The sequence below is a fragment of the Pseudomonas sp. KH_046_1 genome, assembly GCF_057839025.1.
Window position 1 is genome coordinate 6,171,679 of record NZ_CM174481.1, and the last position, 17,103, is coordinate 6,188,781.

Below are 17,103 nucleotides of genomic sequence, written 5' to 3' on the forward strand. Positions count from 1 at the left end.
ACGCTTTCCTGTTCTCTCTGATATTCGAGCGTGATGACCATGCAGCATCCAGCACGTACTGAACTCTGGGCCATCCTGCGGCTGGCGGGGCCGCTGATTGCCTCGCAGTTGGCGCACATGTTGATGGTCCTCACCGACACCCTGATGATGGCGCGCCTGAGTCCCGAAGCGTTGGCCGGTGGCGGGCTCGGTGCGGCGACCTACTCGTTCGTGTCGATTTTCTGCATTGGCGTGATCGCAGCGGTAGGTACGCTGGTGGCGATCCGTCAGGGTGCCGGCGATATTGTCGGGGCTACCCGGCTGACCCAGGCCGGGTTGTGGCTGGCGTGGCTGATGGCGCTGGTCGCCGGTTTGCTGCTGTGGAACCTCAAACCGGTGTTGCTGCTGTTCGGCCAGACCGAAAGCAACGTCCATGCGGCCGGGCAGTTTTTGATTTTCCTGCCGTTCGCCCTGCCTGGCTACCTGAGCTTCATGGCCCTGCGCGGGTTCACCAGCGCCATTGGTCGTGCGACACCGGTGATGGTCATCAGCCTCGGCGGTACGGTCGCCAACTTCTTGCTCAACTATGCGCTGATTACCGGGATGTTCGGCCTGCCGAAACTGGGGCTGACGGGCATCGGGTTGGTCACGGCGATTGTCGCCAACCTCATGGCACTTGCGCTGGCGTGGCACATTCGTCGGCATCCGGCTTATGAGGCCTATCCGCTGCGCCAGGGCCTGTCGCGGCTGAACCGCCAGTACCTGAAGGAGCTGTGGCGCCTGGGCCTGCCGATTGGCGGTACCTACGCGGTGGAAGTCGGTCTGTTTGCCTTCGCCGCGCTGTGCATGGGCACCATGGGCAGTACGCAACTGGGCGCACACCAGATCGCCCTGCAAATCGTCTCGGTGGCGTTCATGGTCCCGGCAGGTATTTCCTACGCAATCACCATGCGCATCGGCCAGCACTACGGCGCCGGGCAACTGCTGGATGCTCGGCTGGCCGGGCGGGTCGGCATTGCGTTCGGGGCGGCGGCGATGCTGTGTTTCGCCATGGTCTTCTGGCTATTGCCAAACCAGTTGGTCGGCCTGTTTCTCGACCACAACGACCCGGCGTTTCGCGATGTCATCAACCTGGCCGTGAGCCTGCTGGCGGTGGCGGCATGGTTCGAGCTGTTCGACGGCGTGCAAACCATTGCCATGGGCTGCATTCGCGGACTCAAGGATGCCAAGACCACTTTCCTCGTCGGTCTGGGTTGCTATTGGCTGATTGGCGCACCGGCGGCGTGGTGGATGGCGTTCCACCTGGACTGGGGGCCAACGGGTGTCTGGTGGGGCCTGGCGCTGGGGCTGGCGTGTGCAGCGGTGAGCCTGACGCTGGGGTTTGAGTGGAAGATGAAGCGGATGATTCGGCGGGAGCCGGTGTCACAACGATTCGAGGCAGTTCAAGCAGAGTGAATTCCCTGTGGGAGCGGGCTTGCTCGCGAATGCGGACTATCAGTCACCATTGATATTGGCTGAAACACCGCTTTCGCGAGCAAGCCCGCTCCCACATTTGTTATGGGGTTTAGCTCACGACTTCCAGCACCGGCTGCCGACTGGAGCCAAACGTCAGATACTCCACCAGCTCGGCCAGCGGCAATGGCATGCTGATCAAATATCCCTGCACCTGATCGCATTCAAACCCACGCAGCAGATCCAGTTGCTCCGGCGTTTCCACGCCTTCTGCGACCACCTCAAGGTTGAGGTTGTGCGCCAGGTTGATCATCGCGTGGACCAGTTTGCGGTTTTCCTCACGCTGTTCCATACCGCCGACAAAGCTCTTGTCGATCTTCAGCAAGGTGATCGGCAGGCTGTTGAGGTGCACGAACGACGAGAACCCGGTGCCGAAGTCGTCGAGGGAGAAGCGCACCCCGAGGCGCCCAAGGGCGTCCATGGTCTGCTTGACCAGATCGCTGCGGCGCATCACGGCGGTTTCGGTCAGTTCGAACTCCAGCCACTGCGCCTCGACACCGCGCTCGGCAATCAGGCGACTCAGGGTCGACAGCAACTGGCTGTCCTGGAACTGCCGGAACGACAGGTTGATCGCCATGTGCAACGGCGGCAAACCCAGTTCAAGCAGCGCCTGCATGTCGCGCAAGGCCCGGGAAATCACCCAGTAGCCCAGCGGCACGATCAGGCCGCTTTGCTCGGCCAGCGGCACGAATTCACTCGGTGGCAGCAAGCCGCGCTCGGCATGCCGCCAGCGCACCAACGCTTCGAGGCCGACGATCTGCCCGTCTTCGAGGTTCAGCCGTGGCTGGTAGTGCAATTCCAGTTCATCGCGACGCAGTGCTCGACGCAGCTCGGTTTCGAGGTCGGCGATGCTGCGGGCATTGCGATTGATGCGTTCGTTGAAAATGTGAAAGGTGCAGCCCTGCGTGCTTTTGGCCTGCTGCATGGCGATGTGTGCATGCCACATCAGCGGATCCGCATCGGTCTGGGCCCGGGCGTAGGCGATGCCCAGACTGGAACCGATCAGCAGGCTTTCGCCATCGACCCAATAAGGTTCGGCCAGCGCTTCGCTGATGCGCTCGGCCATCCACTCGGCACGCTGGGGAGCGCGACGGGTGTCGATCAGCAGAGCGAATTCATCACTGCCCAGGCGCGCCAGTTGATCGCCGACCTCAAGCTGGCACTTGAGCCGCGCCACCACTTGCAAGATCAGGCGGTCACCGGCCTGATGGCCGAGGGCATCGTTGGCGTAACGGAAATTGTCGAGGTCGAGATGACCGAGGGCCAGACCACGACCGTCGTTTTCCGCCAGCCGCGCCGTCAGCAGGGTCTGGAAGCCCTGGCGGTTGGCGATGCCCGTGAGCGGATCTTGCTCGGCCAGGCGTTGCAGAGTGTTTTCCAGGACGCCCCGCTCGCGCACATGGCGCAGACAGCGGCGCAACATGCCGGAATCAAGCAGATCGCGCACCAGCCAGTCACTCACACCGTCGGGCGGGGTCAGCGGTTCATGGTCGAGCAGCAACACCGTCGGCAGGCTGCAACGGCCCGGCGCCGGTTGAAGTTGCGGGATGGTCAATAACACCGCGCTGCGGTTGTCATCGAACAGGCTGCTGACCGACTCCCAACTCGGCGCGCTGATGAGAACGGCCGAGCTCCCCATAGGAACCAGACACTCGCGCAACAACGCTGCCCACGCTGGCTCTTCAGCCAGTAGCAGCAAACGCAAGGGTTCGACAGGCGTAGACAAGCTAGCTCCCTAGACTCTGCAAAGATGTAGGCGACGGGCATTATGCCGTTCCGATGATCAATGACAATGACATCAGTTGGCAAAACGAGCCCTTTGTATCCGGAATTACGAACATTAGCCGCAAATCCGTTGCGCATCCTGCGTGAAAGTAACAAAACCGGCGATTACAGATAGCGTGGTACGTCACAAGTCGGACAGAGCAGCACAATTCGCTGAGCCTGTTAAAATGCCGGCCCATTTTGTGACTGACTCCTGAATTCACCTATGTCCCGACTCAATCCCCGGCAGCAAGAAGCCGTGAGCTACGTCGGCGGCCCTCTTTTGGTGCTCGCCGGTGCAGGCTCCGGCAAGACCAGCGTGATCACGCGCAAAATCGCGCATTTGATCCAGAACTGCGGCATTCGCGCCCAGTACATCGTCGCCATGACCTTTACCAACAAGGCCGCCCGCGAAATGAAGGAACGGGTCGGCACCCTGCTGCGTGCCGGTGAAGGTCGCGGGCTGACGGTCTGCACGTTCCACAACCTGGGCCTGAACATCATCCGCAAGGAGCACGTGCGGCTGGGCTACAAGCCGGGCTTCTCGATCTTCGACGAGACCGACGTCAAGGCCCTGATGACCGACATCATGCAGAAGGAATACTCGGGCGACGACGGCGTCGACGAGATCAAGAACATGATCGGCGCCTGGAAAAACGACCTGATCCTGCCGGCCCAGGCCCTGGAAAACGCGCGCAACCCCAAGGAACAGACCGCCGCCATCGTCTACACCCACTACCAGCGCACGCTCAAGGCGTTCAACGCGGTGGACTTCGACGACCTGATCCTGCTGCCGGTGAAGCTGTTCGAAGAGCACGCCGACATCCTGGAAAAGTGGCAGAACAAGGTGCGTTACCTGCTGGTCGACGAATACCAGGACACCAACGCCAGCCAATACCTGCTGGTGAAAATGCTCATCGGCAAACGCAACCAGTTCACCGTGGTAGGCGACGACGACCAGTCGATCTACGCCTGGCGCGGCGCTCGCCCGGAAAACCTGATGCTGCTCAAGGACGACTACCCGTCCTTGAAAGTGGTGATGCTGGAGCAGAACTACCGCTCCACCAGCCGCATCCTGCGCTGCGCCAACGTGCTGATTTCGAACAACCCCCACGAATTCGAAAAACAGCTGTGGAGTGAAATGGGCCACGGCGACGAGATCCGCGTGATCCGTTGCCGCAACGAGGATGCCGAGGCCGAGCGCGTGGCCATGGAAATCCTCAGCCTGCACTTGCGCACCGACCGCCCGTACAGCGATTTCGCGATCCTGTATCGCGGTAACTACCAGGCCAAGCTGATCGAGCTGAAGTTACAGCATCACCAGGTGCCGTATCGCCTGTCCGGCGGCAACAGCTTTTTCGGGCGTCAGGAAGTAAAAGACCTGATGGCCTACTTCCGCCTGATCGTGAACCCGGACGACGACAACGCGTTCCTGCGGGTGATCAACGTGCCGCGCCGCGAGATCGGTTCGACCACGCTGGAGAAGCTGGGCAACTACGCCACCGAGCGCAAGATCTCGATGTACGCCGCCACCGACGAGATGGGTTTGGGCGAGCATCTGGACAGCCGCTTCACCGATCGCCTGTCGCGCTTCAAGCGTTTCATGGACCGGGTGCGCGAGCAGTGCGCCGGCGAAGACCCGATCTCGGCCCTGCGCAGCATGGTCATGGACATCGACTACGAGAACTGGCTGCGCACCAACAGCTCCAGCGACAAGGCTGCCGACTACCGCATGGGTAACGTCTGGTTCCTGATCGAGGCGCTGAAAAACACCCTGGAAAAAGACGAAGAAGGCGAGATGACCGTCGAGGACGCCATCGGCAAACTCGTCCTGCGCGACATGCTCGAGCGCCAGCAGGAAGAGGAAGACGGCGCCGAAGGCGTGCAGATGATGACCTTGCATGCGTCCAAGGGCCTGGAATTCCCCTACGTGTTTATCATGGGCATGGAGGAGGAAATCCTCCCGCACCGTTCCAGCATCGAAGCCGACACCATCGAAGAAGAACGTCGCCTGGCCTACGTGGGCATTACCCGCGCGCGCCAGACCCTGGCCTTCACCTTCGCCGCCAAGCGCAAGCAGTACGGCGAGATCATCGATTGCGCACCGAGCCGCTTCCTCGATGAGCTGCCGCCGGACGATCTGGCCTGGGAAGGCAACGACGACACACCGACCGAAGTCAAAGCCGTGCGGGGCAACAACGCATTGGCGGATATACGCGCGATGTTAAAGCGCTAGAATTGACCACTTTTATATGACCTTCGGCGCACAGGCGCCAAAAGAGGACAGCTTCATGGAAGCACTGCACAAGAAAATTCGCGAAGAAGGCATCGTGCTTTCCGACCAGGTCCTGAAAGTCGACGCCTTTCTGAACCACCAGATCGACCCGGCCCTGATGAAGCTGATCGGCGACGAATTCGCCACGCTGTTCAAGGATTCGGGCATCACCAAGATCGTCACCATCGAAGCCTCGGGTATCGCCCCGGCGATCATGACCGGTCTGAACCTGGGTGTGCCGGTGATTTTCGCCCGCAAGCACCAGTCCCTGACCCTGACCGAAAACCTGCTGTCGGCGACCGTGTACTCGTTCACCAAGCAGACCGAAAGCACCGTGGCCATCTCCCCGCGCCACCTGACCAGCAGCGACCGCGTGCTGATCATCGATGACTTCCTGGCCAACGGTAAGGCGTCCCAGGCACTGATTTCGATCATCAAGCAGGCCGGCGCCACCGTGGCGGGCCTGGGTATCGTGATCGAGAAGTCGTTCCAGGGTGGGCGTGCGGAGCTGGATTCGCAGGGTTATCGCGTAGAGTCGCTGGCCCGCGTGAAATCGCTGGCCGATGGTGTCGTGACCTTTATCGAATAAAGCCGCGACAACGCACATCCCCTGTGGGAGCGAGCTTGCTCGCGATGAGGCCATCACATTCAACATCAATGTTGTCTGTCAGGCCGCTATCGCGAGCAAGCTCGCTCCCACAGTTGTTTTCGGTGGCCAGTTACTGCGCAGTCGCCTTGAGGCCTGTGAGCAGCAACCGCTGATACAAGTCCTCCTTCATCCCCTCCGGGTTGGCCAGTTGCATGCGCTGCAGATGCTCCTGGAACAACGCAGGCTCCGGCGCATCCAGCGCTGCCTTGCCCAGGTCCAGTACCTCGCTCAGCTTGAACTTACTCTTGAGCCAGTTCAGCGCCCGCAACAGATCCTGCTCCACCTCGGTGAAATCACAGCCCAGCGGATACTCCGGAAACAGCTGTGGATGCCGTGCCTGAATCGCCTGTAAACGCTGCGGACTGTTATCGGTAAAGCGCGGATCGAGACGGAAGTCATTGGGCAGTTTGCCGACTTTCTGCGCCTGCTCGATCAATCCCGGCTGAAAACGCGAGTCGCTGATGTTGAGCAAGGCCTCGATCACCGCCGCATCGGTTTTGCCGCGAAGATCGGCGATGCCGTATTCGGTGACCACGATGTCCCGCAAGTGCCGGGGAATCGTGCAGTGACCATACTCCCAGACGATGTTCGAGCTGATGTCACCGCCAGACTCACGCCAGCTGCGCAGCAGCAACACCGAGCGTGCGCCTTGCAGCGCATGCCCTTGCACCACGAAGTTGTACTGCCCGCCTACGCCGCTGAGCACACGCCCGTCTTCGAGCTGATCGGCCACCGCGGCACCGAGCAAGGTCACGGTGAAAGCGGTGTTGATGAACCGCGCATCGAGGCGCTGCAAGCGTTTGAGTTCTTCCTGGCCGTAGAGCTCGTTGATGTAGCTGATGCGGGTCATGTTGAATTCGAGCCGCTTGCTCTGCGGCAACTCACGCAAGCGTTCGTAGTAGCTGCGCGGGCCGAGAAAGAAACCGCCGTGCACCGAGATGCCATCGGTTTGCGCAGCCTCGTCGAGGGTGCCTGCATTTGCCTGCTGTTGGGTCGCCACGTCCGGATAAACCTTGCGCCGCACGATCCCGGCATCGGCCAGCACCAGCAAGCCATTGACGAACATTTCACTGCAGCCATACAGGCCTTTGGCGAAGAGTTTGATGCCGCCTTCGCGCTCAATCAGTTGCGCCCAGTGGCTGAGGTTTACGTCTGCCAGCAAAGCCCTGTATCCGTCGTTGTCGGCTTGCCGCGCCAGCAGCGCCGCCGTCAGCGCATCGCCCATGGAACCGATGCCGATCTGCAAGGTGCCGCCGTCACGCACCAGGGTGCTGGCGTGCAGGCCGATGAAATGGTCCTGACACCCCACAGGCATGTTCGGCGTGGAAAACAGCGTGGTGTTGTCCTTCTCATCGATCAACAGGTCAAAGGTGTCGATGCCGAGTTCCGCATCGCCGGGCATGTAAGGCAGATCGTTGTGCACCTGGCCGACCATCAGGATGGTTTCTCCGGCGGCGCGGCGCCTGGCGATCATCGGCAGCAGGTCGAGGGTGATGTCCGGGTTGCAGCTCAGGCTCACGCGGTCGGGATGCTCGGCATGGCTGGCCACCAGCTGCGCCACCAGATTCAATCCGGCGGCATTGATGTCCCGCGCCGCATGGCTGTAATTGCTGCTGACGTAATCCTGTTGCGCCGTGGCACTGCTGAGCAGGCTGCCGGGCTGCATGAAGAACTGCTGGATGTGGATGTTGCCCGGCAGACTATCGCGACGCAGGTCGGCGAGAAATTCCAGCTCCGGATAGTCGCCGAAGACCCGTTCGATAAAGGGTTCGAGAAATCGCTTTTGCAGACCATCGCCCAAGGGCGGGCGCCCCAGGCACAACGCGGTGTAGATCGTCAGCCGTCGCTCGGGCGACTGTGCGATTCGCCGATACAATGCGTTGACGAAGTGATTGGGTTTGCCCAACCCCAGAGGCAGTCCCATGTGGATATGCGCTGGCAACCGTGCCAGGACGTCATCGACTGCCTGTTCGATAGAGCACAGCTGAACCATCGGATCCTCCCTCATGTTCCATGACTTGGGCTTGGACCGAGCTTGCCGGGTCTTGGCTGCAATGACCAGTCCTGTGGGAGCGAGCTTGCTCGCGATAGCGGACGATCAATCAACACATCGTTGCCAGATACACCGCCATCGCGAGCAAGCTCGCTCCCACAGGGGTTTACGGCGTCTGCTGAATCACAGGCACAAAAAAGCCGCTCGAAAGCGGCTTTTTTGCGAAAGAGGCGGGCTGGTTACAGACCGGACATCTCTTTGATGGCGCCCTTGAGCTCGTCGTCGGAGCAGTCGGCGCAGGTGCCTTTAGGCGGCATCGCGTTTACGCCGGTAATGGCTTTGGCCAGGATGCCGTCGAGGCCGCCCTGGTGATCGGCGCGTTCTTTCCAGGCCGCTTTGTCGCCGATTTTCGGCGCGCCCAGCAGGCCGGTGCCGTGGCAAGCGTTGCAATGTTTGGCAATAACATCTTTAGGCGCCTTGGCACCACCACCGCCGCCGGCCGAAGCGGCCACTTCCATGCCCTTGCACTCTTTACCCTGAACACAAACCTGGCCAACTGGCTCAAGGCGTTTGGCAATTTCGTCGTTGGTCGCAGCCTGAGCGCTGACACTGACAGCCCATAGGGCCAATACGGTTGCTGGTGCAGCCAGCATTTTCATAATTAGGTTCACGCGTTCACCCTCAATGGTGGCTAGTCACGCCTACGGCCACGGTTCGCAGGCGGGCGCAAGTATAGCGGTAAGCCCGTCGCACTGAAACAACCCCAAAGTCGGAGGGGTCTTAGGCCGCAACGGAAAAACAGCCCGGGCGCCTCTGCGATGCTGGCAGGACGCCTCTTTTCTTAGAAATTCGCCGGCGTGGCTGCGCTGATTAGTCGCGCCGGCACATCGAACGGATTACGGAAACGGTGTGGCTTGGTACTTTCAAAGTAGTAGCTATCGCCGGCTTCGAGGACAAAAGTTTCGAGACCGACCACCAGTTCCAGCTTTCCTTCGACCAGGATGCCGGTTTCCTCGCCCTCATGGGTGAGCATCTCGTCACCGGTGTCGGCGCCTGGCGGATAGATTTCATTGAGGAATGCGATAGCCCGGCTCGGGTGCGCCCGACCGACCAGTTTCATGGTCACCGCGCCATCGGAAATATCGATCAGCTCGTTGGCCTTGTAGACGATCTGGGTCGGTTTTTCCTGCAGGATTTCTTCGGAAAAGAACTCGACCATGGACATGGGAATCCCGCCCAACACCTTGCGCAGCGAACTGATCGAAGGGCTCACGCTGTTCTTTTCGATCATCGAAATCGTGCTGTTGGTGACCCCCGCCCGTTTGGCGAGCTCACGTTGGGAAAGGCCTTTGAGCCTACGGATGGATTGCAGTCGTTCACCGACGTCCAAAGCTTGCGCCTCCAGGATTCAGGATTGTTGGAATAGTGAGCGTTATCATGGCGACAGCGTTCAGTATTTACAACACCTTGACCTGAATCCTGCTCAGCCAGGCGACTTCCGGTCTGGAGCCCTGCGCACTAAGCCCCGGAATAGAGCAGTGGCACTCGGCGCAGATTGCAGAAAATCTGGTAAGGAATCGTGCCGGCAGCCATGGCCACATCACTGGCGAGGATGTTTTTGCCCCACAATTCGACGGTCGAACCGAGGCCGGCCTGCGGCACATCGGTCAGGTCGATACAGAGCATGTCCATCGACACCCGGCCGATCAACTGGCTGCGCTGCCCGGCAACCAGCACTGGCGTGCCGGTCGGTGCCAGACGCGGGTAGCCGTCGGCGTAACCCATGGCCACGACGCCAATGCGCATCGGTTTAGGGGTGATGAATTTGGCGCCGTAACCGACGGGCTCGCCAGCCGGCAATTCGCGCACACTGATCACTTTCGATTCCAGGGTCATGACCGGCTGCAGGCGCGATGCCACTTCGTTGGCTTCTTCGAAGGGCGTGGCGCCATAGAGCATGATGCCCGGGCGCACCCAATCGCTCGGAATCTGCGGCCAACCGAGCACCGCCGGCGAGTTGCGCAGACTGACCTCGGCGGACAAGCCCTTGCGCGCCGCTTCAAATACCGCCACCTGATCGGCACTGGCCTGCTCGTGCAGTTCATCGGCACGCGCAAAGTGGCTCATCAGCACCACTTTCGCGACTTTGCCGCTGGCTAGCAGCCGTTGATAGGCCGCCTGATAATCCGCCGGGTGCAGCCCAACGCGGTGCATGCCCGAATCGAGCTTCAGCCACACGGTGATCGGCTTGCTCAACGCCGCTTTCTCGATGGCTTCGAGCTGCCACAGTGAATGCACCACGCACCAGAAATCATGCTCGACGATCAGCGCCAGCTCATCGGCTTCGAAAAAACCTTCCAGCAGCAGGATCGGCGCACGAATGCCCGCCGCCCGCAGCTCCAACGCCTCTTCGATACACGCCACGGCAAACCCGTCCACCTCGGCTTCCAGCGCCTGGGCGCAACGCACCGCGCCATGGCCATAGGCATCGGCCTTGATCACCGCGAGGGCTTTGGCCCCCGTGAGCTCACGGGCGATTCGGTAGTTGTTGCGCAGGGCTTGAAGGTCGATCAGGGCACGGGCAGGACGCATGGCGGCAGACTTCTGGTCGGGTTATCGGGAAGAAAAACCGATGCTGGCTGACGGCGTGAACCGCCAACAGCACCGGGAGAGGGATCTGTCTGAAAGCTTATGGCAGAGCGGCTACAACCGACAGCTCGACCAGGATTTGCGGTTCGCACAGTTTCGATTCGACTGTGGCGCGGGCCGGAGCGACGCCTTTTGGCAGCCACTGGTCCCACACCGCATTCATGCCTTCGAAATGCGCGTCGATGTCTTTCAGGTAAATCGTCACCGACAACAGATGGTGCTTGTCGGTGCCGGCCAGATCGAGCAACCGCTCGATGTTGGCGAGGGTTTCACGGGTCTGCTGTTCAATCCCGGCGTTCATGTCATCGCCGACCTGTCCGGCAAGGTAAACCGTGCCGTTATGGGTGACGATCTGACTCATGCGCTCATTGGTGAGCTGGCGCTGGACTGACATGCTTTGCAGGCTCCTGGGTTTTGCTGCCATAACGGGAAATATCGAGGCCTTCGGCGCTGATCTGCGGCTTTTTCTTCGCCATCAGGTCTGCCAGCAAGCGACCGGAGCCGCAGGCCATGGTCCAGCCGAGCGTGCCGTGACCGGTGTTCAGGAATAGGTTCTTGAACGGGGTGGCGCCAACGATCGGCGTTCCATCCGGCGTAGTCGGACGCAGACCAGTCCAGAAATCGGCCTGGGCCAGATCGCCGCCCTGAGGATAAAGGTCGTTGACGATCATCTCCAGGGTTTCCCGGCGACGCGGGTTCAGCGACAGGTCAAAACCGGCGATTTCAGCCATGCCGCCAACGCGGATGCGGTTGTCGAAACGGGTGATCGCGACCTTGTAGGTCTCGTCGAGAATGGTCGAAGTCGGAGCCATCGCCGAGTTGGTGATCGGCACGGTCAAGGAGTAGCCCTTGAGCGGGTACACCGGCGCCTTGATCCCCAGCGGCTTGAGCAGTTGCGGCGAGTAGCTGCCGAGGGCCAGCACGTAGCGGTCGGCGGTTTCCAGCTTGCCGTCGATCCATACGCCGTTGATGCGGTCACCGGCGAAGTCGAGGCGCTGAATGTCCTGGCCGAAACGGAATTGCACACCGAGGTTCGCAGCCATTTCTGCGAGCTTGGTAGTGAACATCTGGCAGTCGCCAGTCTGGTCGTTCGGCAGGCGCAAGGCACCAGCGAGGATGTCAGTGACGCTGGCCAGGGCCGGCTCAACGCGGGCAATGCCGTCGCGGTCGAGCAGCTCGAACGGCACGCCGGACTCTTTCAGCACGGCGATATCTTTCGCGGCGCCGTCGAGTTGAGCCTGGGTGCGGAACAGTTGGGTCGTACCAAGGCTGCGGCCTTCATAGGCGATGCCGGTTTCGGCGCGCAGTTCATCGAGGCAGTCACGGCTGTACTCGGACAGACGGACCATGCGCTCCTTGTTCACCGCGTAACGGCTGGCGGTGCAGTTGCGCAGCATCTGCGCCATCCACAGGTACTGGTCGATGTCAGCGGTGGCCTTGATCGCCAAGGGCGCGTGGCGCTGCAACAGCCACTTGATGGCCTTGAGCGGCACGCCAGGCGCGGCCCACGGCGAGGCATAACCCGGCGAAACCTGCCCGGCGTTGGCGAAACTGGTCTCCATGGCGGCAGCTGGCTGCCGGTCGACCACCACCACTTCAAACCCGGCACGGGCCAGATAATAAGCACTGGTGGTACCGATGACGCCGCTACCCAAGACCATGACGCGCATTTTCATATCCCTCATCGCGGCTAACCGCTGACGTTTGTTATTCAGAGCTTTAGATGCGCGCAGTGTAAAAAAGATTCGCCAGTGCTTTTCACTATATAAGCGCCTATATTTGGCGACAATTCTCGGCAAAAACCCTTTTCACGGAGGCGCATCCCCTATGCGTACCAACACTCAGACCAAACGTGAGCTGGACAAGATCGACCGCAACATCCTGCGGATCCTGCAAGCGGACGGGCGGATTTCCTTTACGGAGCTTGGGGAAAAGGTCGGGCTCTCGACCACGCCCTGTACTGAGCGGGTCCGGCGTCTGGAGCGCGAAGGGATCATCATGGGCTACAACGCCAGGCTCAATCCGCAGCACCTGAAGGGTAGTCTGCTGGTTTTCGTCGAGATCAGCCTGGACTACAAATCCGGCGATACTTTCGAAGAGTTCCGACGTGCGGTGCTGAAATTGCCCCATGTGCTGGAGTGTCATCTGGTGTCAGGGGATTTCGACTACCTGGTGAAAGCGAGGATTTCCGAGATGGCTTCGTACCGCAAGTTGCTGGGCGACATCCTGCTCAAGCTGCCTCATGTACGGGAATCCAAGAGCTATATCGTGATGGAAGAGGTGAAAGAGAGTTTGACCTTGCCGATTCCGGATTGAGATACGCAGTGCCTGTTCAGCCGCTTTCGCGAGCAAGCCCGCTCCCACAGTGGATCAGTGTCGAACACAAACTCTGTATTCACTGAAGATCGAATGTGGGAGCGGGCTTGCTCGCGAATGCAGGCGACTCGGTCTCTCTTAAACCAACACCTGTCGGTTCGAAGCCATGTACTCGAACACCTGTTTCTCCACCCGCGGATGAATCAGCTCCACCGGCCCGCGCCCATTCGGGCACGGCAAGGTCTTGGTGGTGCCGAACAACCGGCAGATCAGCGGCCGCTCGTCATACACCGTGCAACCATTCGGCCCCAGATGCACACAGTTGAGCTCTTCCATGGCGGCATCCTGCTCGGCGCGGGACTTGCGCGGCAGACGCGACATTTCTTCGGGCGAGGTGGTCACCGGCCCGCAGCAGTCATGGCAGCCGGGCACGCACTCGAACGAGGGAATCTGTTGTCGCAATGTGCGGATTGTCTGGCTGTTGCAGCTCATTGAAGCGGTGACCAATAGCGGAATAGAGCGCGATTCTGACGCAAAAGCCCCGATCCAGACAGCACCAGCCGACCAATGTTGCCCGTCCGAGAAGGTCCGGCTTATGCTCCGTCAGGTTTTCCAAACGCAAGAATCAGGAATACGCACATGAATGCCCGTGCTCAACAGCCTGCCCTGAACCACACCGCGTCCTACTACGCCGCCAGCAGCCTGCCGCAGCCCGAACTTCCGGCGCTCAAAGGCGAAGTGCTGGCCGATGTCTGTGTGGTGGGCGGCGGGTTTTCGGGGTTGAACACGGCGCTTGAGCTGGCCGAACGCGGTCTCAGCGTGGTGTTGCTTGAAGCCCATAGAATCGGCTGGGGCGCCAGTGGTCGCAATGGAGGGCAGCTGATTCGTGGCGTCGGCCACGGCCTCGATCAGTTCACCAACGTCATCGGTGCCGAAGGTGTTCGGCAAATGAAACTCATGGGCCTGGAAGCCGTGGAAATCGTCCGGCAACGGGTCGAGCGCTTCCAGATCCCCTGCGACCTGACCTGGGGTTACTGCGACCTCGCCAACAAGCCCCGTGACCTTGAAGGCTTCGCCGAGGATGCCGAAGAACTGCGCAGCCTCGGTTATCGCTACGAGACCCGTTTGCTGCAAGCCAACGAGATGCACACCGTGGTCGGCTCCACGCGCTATGTGGGTGGCCTGATCGACATGGGCTCGGGGCACCTGCATCCACTGAACCTGGCCTTGGGCGAAGCCGCAGCGGCACAACGACTGGGGGTCCAGCTGTTCGAGCACTCGGCCGTGACCCGCATCGACTATGGCCCCGAGGTCAAGGTCCATACCGCCGAGGGCTCGGTGCGCGCCAAGACCCTGGTGCTGGGTTGCAATGCCTACCTCAACAACCTCAACCCGGAGCTCAGCGGCAAAGTCCTGCCCGCCGGAAGCTACATCATCGCCACCGAACCGTTGAGCGAAGAACTGGCTCACGCCCTGCTACCGCAGAACATGGCGGTCTGTGACCAGCGGGTGGCGCTGGACTATTACCGGCTCTCGGCGGACCGGCGCCTGCTGTTTGGCGGCGCCTGCCATTACTCGGGCCGTGACCCGAAAGACATCGCCGCATACATGCGCCCGAAAATGCTCGAGGTTTTCCCGCAGCTGAGCGCAGTGAAGATCGATTACCAATGGGGCGGCATGATCGGCATCGGTGCCAATCGCCTGCCGCAGATCGGGCGACTCAAGGACCAGCCGAACGTGTACTACGCCCAGGCCTATTCCGGTCACGGCGTGAATGCCACGCACCTCGCCGGCAAGCTGCTGGCCGAAGCGATTAGCGGGCAGCACAGTGGTGGTTTCGACCTGTTTGCCAAGGTGCCGCACATCACCTTCCCCGGCGGCAAGCATTTGCGCTCACCGTTGCTGGCGTTGGGGATGTTGTGGCATCGGCTTAAAGAGTTGGTCTGAAGGATTCTCTGCGTCTTTGCCGACGCTATCGCGAGCAAGCTCGCTCCCACAGGGAATGATGGTGTTCACAAAATTTGTGCTCACCGCCGGTCCTTGTGGGAGCGAGCTTGCTCGCGATGAGGCCCTGAAGAACGCCGCCAAAATCAGATCCGCCAGAAAGGCTTCAGCCCCTCCTCCCGCGCCTGCTCCCGCGTCAGCCCGATATCCTTGAGCTGATCGGCCGTCAGGGCCAGCAAGGCCTTGCGCGTGTGCAGGCGACGCCAGAACTGGTCCCAGCGACTCAGGCCGGACGACGCATTGCCCATGCCCGCCTCCCGAGTGCCGTTGTTCTGCCCGGTCGCCAGTTCCTGACTGTGTAACGTCAGCCGCACATCGCTCAAACCGTTCATCTTGGATGCTCCTGTTTACTTGGGTAGCCAGAGGTTCCATGATGCGTGGGCGCGCAAAAGCATTACAGATTCAAAGCAACTGTATTAATTCCATACAGTTTTGCCGATTCCGTCACTGAATCCTCATTTTTTGCCCGATCTGTACTGGTTAACCGATCACCCTTATCGAGGCTGCACCATGACCCTTTACGTCAACCTCGCCGAATTGCTCGGCACACGTATCGAACAGGGCTTCTATCGCCCCGGTGACCGGCTGCCTTCGGTACGGGCGCTGAGCGTCGAGTACGGCGTCAGCCTGAGCACGGTGCAGCAGGCCTATCGGGTGCTGGAGGACAGCGGGCTGGCCATGCCACGGCCAAAATCCGGGTACTTCGTCCCCGCCAGCCGCGAACTGCCGGATTTGCCGGCAGTCGGCCGCCCGGCCCAACGGCCGGTGGACATTTCCCAATGGGATCAAGTGCTGGAGTTGATTCGCGCCGTGCCGCGCAAAGACGTGGTGCAACTGGGCCGCGGCATGCCGGACATCACCAGTCCGACGATGAAACCGCTGCTGCGTGACCTGGCGCGAATCAGCCGTCGGCAGGACATGCCCGGGCTGTATTACGACAACATCCACGGCAACCTCGAACTGCGCGAACAGATCGCTCGCCTGATGCTCGATTCCGGCTGCCAGCTGAGCGCCAGCGAACTGGTGGTCACCACCGGTTGCCACGAAGCGCTGTCCACCAGCATTCGCGCAATCTGCGAGCCCGGCGACATTGTCGCGGTGGACTCGCCGAGCTTTCACGGCGCGATGCAGACCCTCAAGGGCCTGGGCATGAAAGCCCTGGAAATCCCCACCGATCCGCTGACCGGCATCAGTCTCGAAGCGCTGGAACTGGCCCTGGAGCAGTGGCCGATCAAGCTCATACAGCTGACCCCCAACTGCAACAATCCATTGGGCTACATCATGCCGGAGTCGCGCAAACGCGCGTTATTGACGCTTGCGCAGCGCTATGACGTGGCAATCATCGAGGACGATGTGTATGGCGAACTGGCCTACACCTATCCACGCCCACGCACGATCAAGTCCTTCGACGAGGACGGTCGCGTCCTGTTGTGCAGCTCGTTTTCCAAGACCCTGGCACCAGGCCTGCGCATCGGCTGGGTCGCGCCCGGCCGCTATCTGGAACGGGTGCTGCACATGAAATACATCAGCACCGGATCCACCGCGCCACAGCCGCAGATCGCCATCGCCGAATTTCTCAAGGGTGGCCACTTCGAACCACATTTGCGGCGGATGCGCACGCAATACCAACGCAATCGCGACGTGATGATTGATTGGGTGACCCGCTATTTCCCGGCCGGCACTCGCGCGAGTCGCCCACAAGGCAGCTTCATGCTGTGGGTCGAACTTCCGGAAGGTTTCGACACTCTGAAACTGAATCGTGCATTGCACGACCAGAGCGTACAGATTGCCGTGGGCAGCATTTTTTCCGCCTCCGGCAAGTACCGCAATTGCCTGCGCATGAACTACGCTGCCAAGCCAACACCGCAGATCGAAGACGCGGTGCGCAAGGTGGGCGCGACAGCGATCAAACTGCTAGCGGAAACCGATCAGCTCAGCGACTGACTTTTCTTCGGGAATCGG

At 60.7% G+C, this 17,103-nt stretch carries 15 protein-coding genes; 6 read left to right on the forward strand and 9 right to left on the reverse strand.

Annotated features, from left to right (window positions below):
- Window positions 1–39: 39 nt before the first annotated feature.
- Entirely contained in the window at window positions 40–1,434 is a 1,395-nt protein-coding gene (locus AC3IT9_RS28370; RefSeq protein ID WP_489271501.1) for a NorM family multidrug efflux MATE transporter, read from the forward strand.
- Between the two features lie 109 nt (window positions 1,435–1,543).
- On the opposite strand, the gene AC3IT9_RS28375 is transcribed toward AC3IT9_RS28370, so the two are convergent.
- Complete coding sequence (locus AC3IT9_RS28375; RefSeq protein ID WP_489271502.1) at window positions 1,544–3,217, reverse strand: putative bifunctional diguanylate cyclase/phosphodiesterase; 1,674 nt, start codon at window positions 3,215–3,217, stop codon at window positions 1,544–1,546.
- A 264-nt stretch (window positions 3,218–3,481) separates the two neighbouring features.
- Between AC3IT9_RS28375 and rep the strand changes: the two genes are divergently transcribed.
- Window positions 3,482–5,491 (forward strand): DNA helicase Rep, encoded by a 2,010-nt coding sequence (rep, locus tag AC3IT9_RS28380; RefSeq protein WP_150724906.1) that lies wholly within the window; start codon window positions 3,482–3,484, stop codon window positions 5,489–5,491.
- A 55-nt stretch (window positions 5,492–5,546) separates the two neighbouring features.
- A complete protein-coding gene (locus tag AC3IT9_RS28385) occupies window positions 5,547–6,119 on the forward strand; it encodes a xanthine phosphoribosyltransferase (protein WP_046038985.1) in 573 nt (190 codons plus the stop codon).
- A 130-nt stretch (window positions 6,120–6,249) separates the two neighbouring features.
- On the opposite strand, the gene AC3IT9_RS28390 is transcribed toward AC3IT9_RS28385, so the two are convergent.
- From AC3IT9_RS28390 to dadA, 6 genes are all read right to left on the reverse strand, one after another.
- Entirely contained in the window at window positions 6,250–8,172 is a 1,923-nt protein-coding gene (locus tag AC3IT9_RS28390) for an acetyl-CoA hydrolase/transferase C-terminal domain-containing protein (RefSeq protein ID WP_489271503.1), read from the reverse strand.
- A 239-nt stretch (window positions 8,173–8,411) separates the two neighbouring features.
- A complete protein-coding gene (locus tag AC3IT9_RS28395; RefSeq protein ID WP_150725225.1) occupies window positions 8,412–8,831 on the reverse strand; it encodes a c-type cytochrome in 420 nt (139 codons plus the stop codon).
- Between the two features lie 182 nt (window positions 8,832–9,013).
- Window positions 9,014–9,562 carry a cupin domain-containing protein gene (locus tag AC3IT9_RS28400; protein ID WP_008023455.1) on the reverse strand — a complete coding sequence of 183 codons (549 nt, stop codon included), beginning with the start codon at window positions 9,560–9,562 and terminating at the stop codon, window positions 9,014–9,016.
- Between the two features lie 128 nt (window positions 9,563–9,690).
- A complete protein-coding gene (gene alr / locus AC3IT9_RS28405) occupies window positions 9,691–10,764 on the reverse strand; it encodes an alanine racemase (protein ID WP_489271504.1) in 1,074 nt (357 codons plus the stop codon).
- 97 nt (window positions 10,765–10,861) lie between these two features.
- Complete coding sequence (locus AC3IT9_RS28410) at window positions 10,862–11,215, reverse strand: RidA family protein (protein ID WP_489271505.1); 354 nt, start codon at window positions 11,213–11,215, stop codon at window positions 10,862–10,864.
- Window positions 11,187–12,491 carry a D-amino acid dehydrogenase gene (gene dadA / locus AC3IT9_RS28415; RefSeq protein WP_150753853.1) on the reverse strand — a complete coding sequence of 435 codons (1,305 nt, stop codon included), beginning with the start codon at window positions 12,489–12,491 and terminating at the stop codon, window positions 11,187–11,189. The genes AC3IT9_RS28410 and dadA overlap by 29 nt, the downstream gene beginning before the upstream one ends.
- Window positions 12,492–12,648: 157 nt before the next feature.
- Here dadA and AC3IT9_RS28420 point away from each other — a divergent pair, with 157 nt between their 5' ends.
- Window positions 12,649–13,137 (forward strand): Lrp/AsnC ligand binding domain-containing protein, encoded by a 489-nt coding sequence (locus AC3IT9_RS28420; RefSeq protein ID WP_007975155.1) that lies wholly within the window; start codon window positions 12,649–12,651, stop codon window positions 13,135–13,137.
- Between the two features lie 138 nt (window positions 13,138–13,275).
- Here AC3IT9_RS28420 and AC3IT9_RS28425 read toward each other — a convergent pair whose 3' ends face one another.
- Window positions 13,276–13,629, reverse strand: coding sequence for a YkgJ family cysteine cluster protein (locus AC3IT9_RS28425; protein WP_150724901.1), 354 nt, complete (start codon window positions 13,627–13,629; stop codon window positions 13,276–13,278).
- Between the two features lie 147 nt (window positions 13,630–13,776).
- On the opposite strand from AC3IT9_RS28425, the gene AC3IT9_RS28430 reads away from it, so the two are divergent.
- Window positions 13,777–15,084, forward strand: coding sequence for an NAD(P)/FAD-dependent oxidoreductase (locus AC3IT9_RS28430; protein WP_150724900.1), 1,308 nt, complete (start codon window positions 13,777–13,779; stop codon window positions 15,082–15,084).
- Window positions 15,085–15,227: 143 nt separating this feature from the next.
- Here AC3IT9_RS28430 and AC3IT9_RS28435 read toward each other — a convergent pair whose 3' ends face one another.
- On the reverse strand, window positions 15,228–15,473 hold the full coding sequence (locus tag AC3IT9_RS28435) for a DUF1127 domain-containing protein (RefSeq protein WP_223443810.1): 246 nt from the start codon (window positions 15,471–15,473) through the stop codon (window positions 15,228–15,230).
- Between the two features lie 178 nt (window positions 15,474–15,651).
- Here AC3IT9_RS28435 and AC3IT9_RS28440 point away from each other — a divergent pair, with 178 nt between their 5' ends.
- Complete coding sequence (locus tag AC3IT9_RS28440; RefSeq protein ID WP_489271506.1) at window positions 15,652–17,085, forward strand: aminotransferase-like domain-containing protein; 1,434 nt, start codon at window positions 15,652–15,654, stop codon at window positions 17,083–17,085.
- The last annotated feature ends 18 nt before the right edge of the window (window positions 17,086–17,103 follow it).

What these genes read in the sequence shown, in the direction of transcription:
- AC3IT9_RS28370 (WP_489271501.1), top strand. Translation starts at nt 40, where the DNA reads ATGCAGCATCCAGCACGTACTGAACTCTGGGCCATCCTGCGGCTGGCG.
- rep (WP_150724906.1), top strand. Translation starts at nt 3,482, where the DNA reads ATGTCCCGACTCAATCCCCGGCAGCAAGAAGCCGTGAGCTACGTCGGC.
- AC3IT9_RS28385 (WP_046038985.1), top strand. Translation starts at nt 5,547, where the DNA reads ATGGAAGCACTGCACAAGAAAATTCGCGAAGAAGGCATCGTGCTTTCC.
- AC3IT9_RS28390 (WP_489271503.1), bottom strand. Translation starts at nt 8,172, where the DNA reads ATGGTTCAGCTGTGCTCTATCGAACAGGCAGTCGATGACGTCCTGGCA.
- AC3IT9_RS28395 (WP_150725225.1), bottom strand. Translation starts at nt 8,831, where the DNA reads ATGAAAATGCTGGCTGCACCAGCAACCGTATTGGCCCTATGGGCTGTC.
- alr (WP_489271504.1), bottom strand. Translation starts at nt 10,764, where the DNA reads ATGCGTCCTGCCCGTGCCCTGATCGACCTTCAAGCCCTGCGCAACAAC.
- AC3IT9_RS28410 (WP_489271505.1), bottom strand. Translation starts at nt 11,215, where the DNA reads ATGTCAGTCCAGCGCCAGCTCACCAATGAGCGCATGAGTCAGATCGTC.
- dadA (WP_150753853.1), bottom strand. Translation starts at nt 12,491, where the DNA reads ATGCGCGTCATGGTCTTGGGTAGCGGCGTCATCGGTACCACCAGTGCT.
- AC3IT9_RS28420 (WP_007975155.1), top strand. Translation starts at nt 12,649, where the DNA reads ATGCGTACCAACACTCAGACCAAACGTGAGCTGGACAAGATCGACCGC.
- AC3IT9_RS28425 (WP_150724901.1), bottom strand. Translation starts at nt 13,629, where the DNA reads ATGAGCTGCAACAGCCAGACAATCCGCACATTGCGACAACAGATTCCC.
- AC3IT9_RS28430 (WP_150724900.1), top strand. Translation starts at nt 13,777, where the DNA reads ATGAATGCCCGTGCTCAACAGCCTGCCCTGAACCACACCGCGTCCTAC.
- AC3IT9_RS28435 (WP_223443810.1), bottom strand. Translation starts at nt 15,473, where the DNA reads ATGAACGGTTTGAGCGATGTGCGGCTGACGTTACACAGTCAGGAACTG.
- AC3IT9_RS28440 (WP_489271506.1), top strand. Translation starts at nt 15,652, where the DNA reads ATGACCCTTTACGTCAACCTCGCCGAATTGCTCGGCACACGTATCGAA.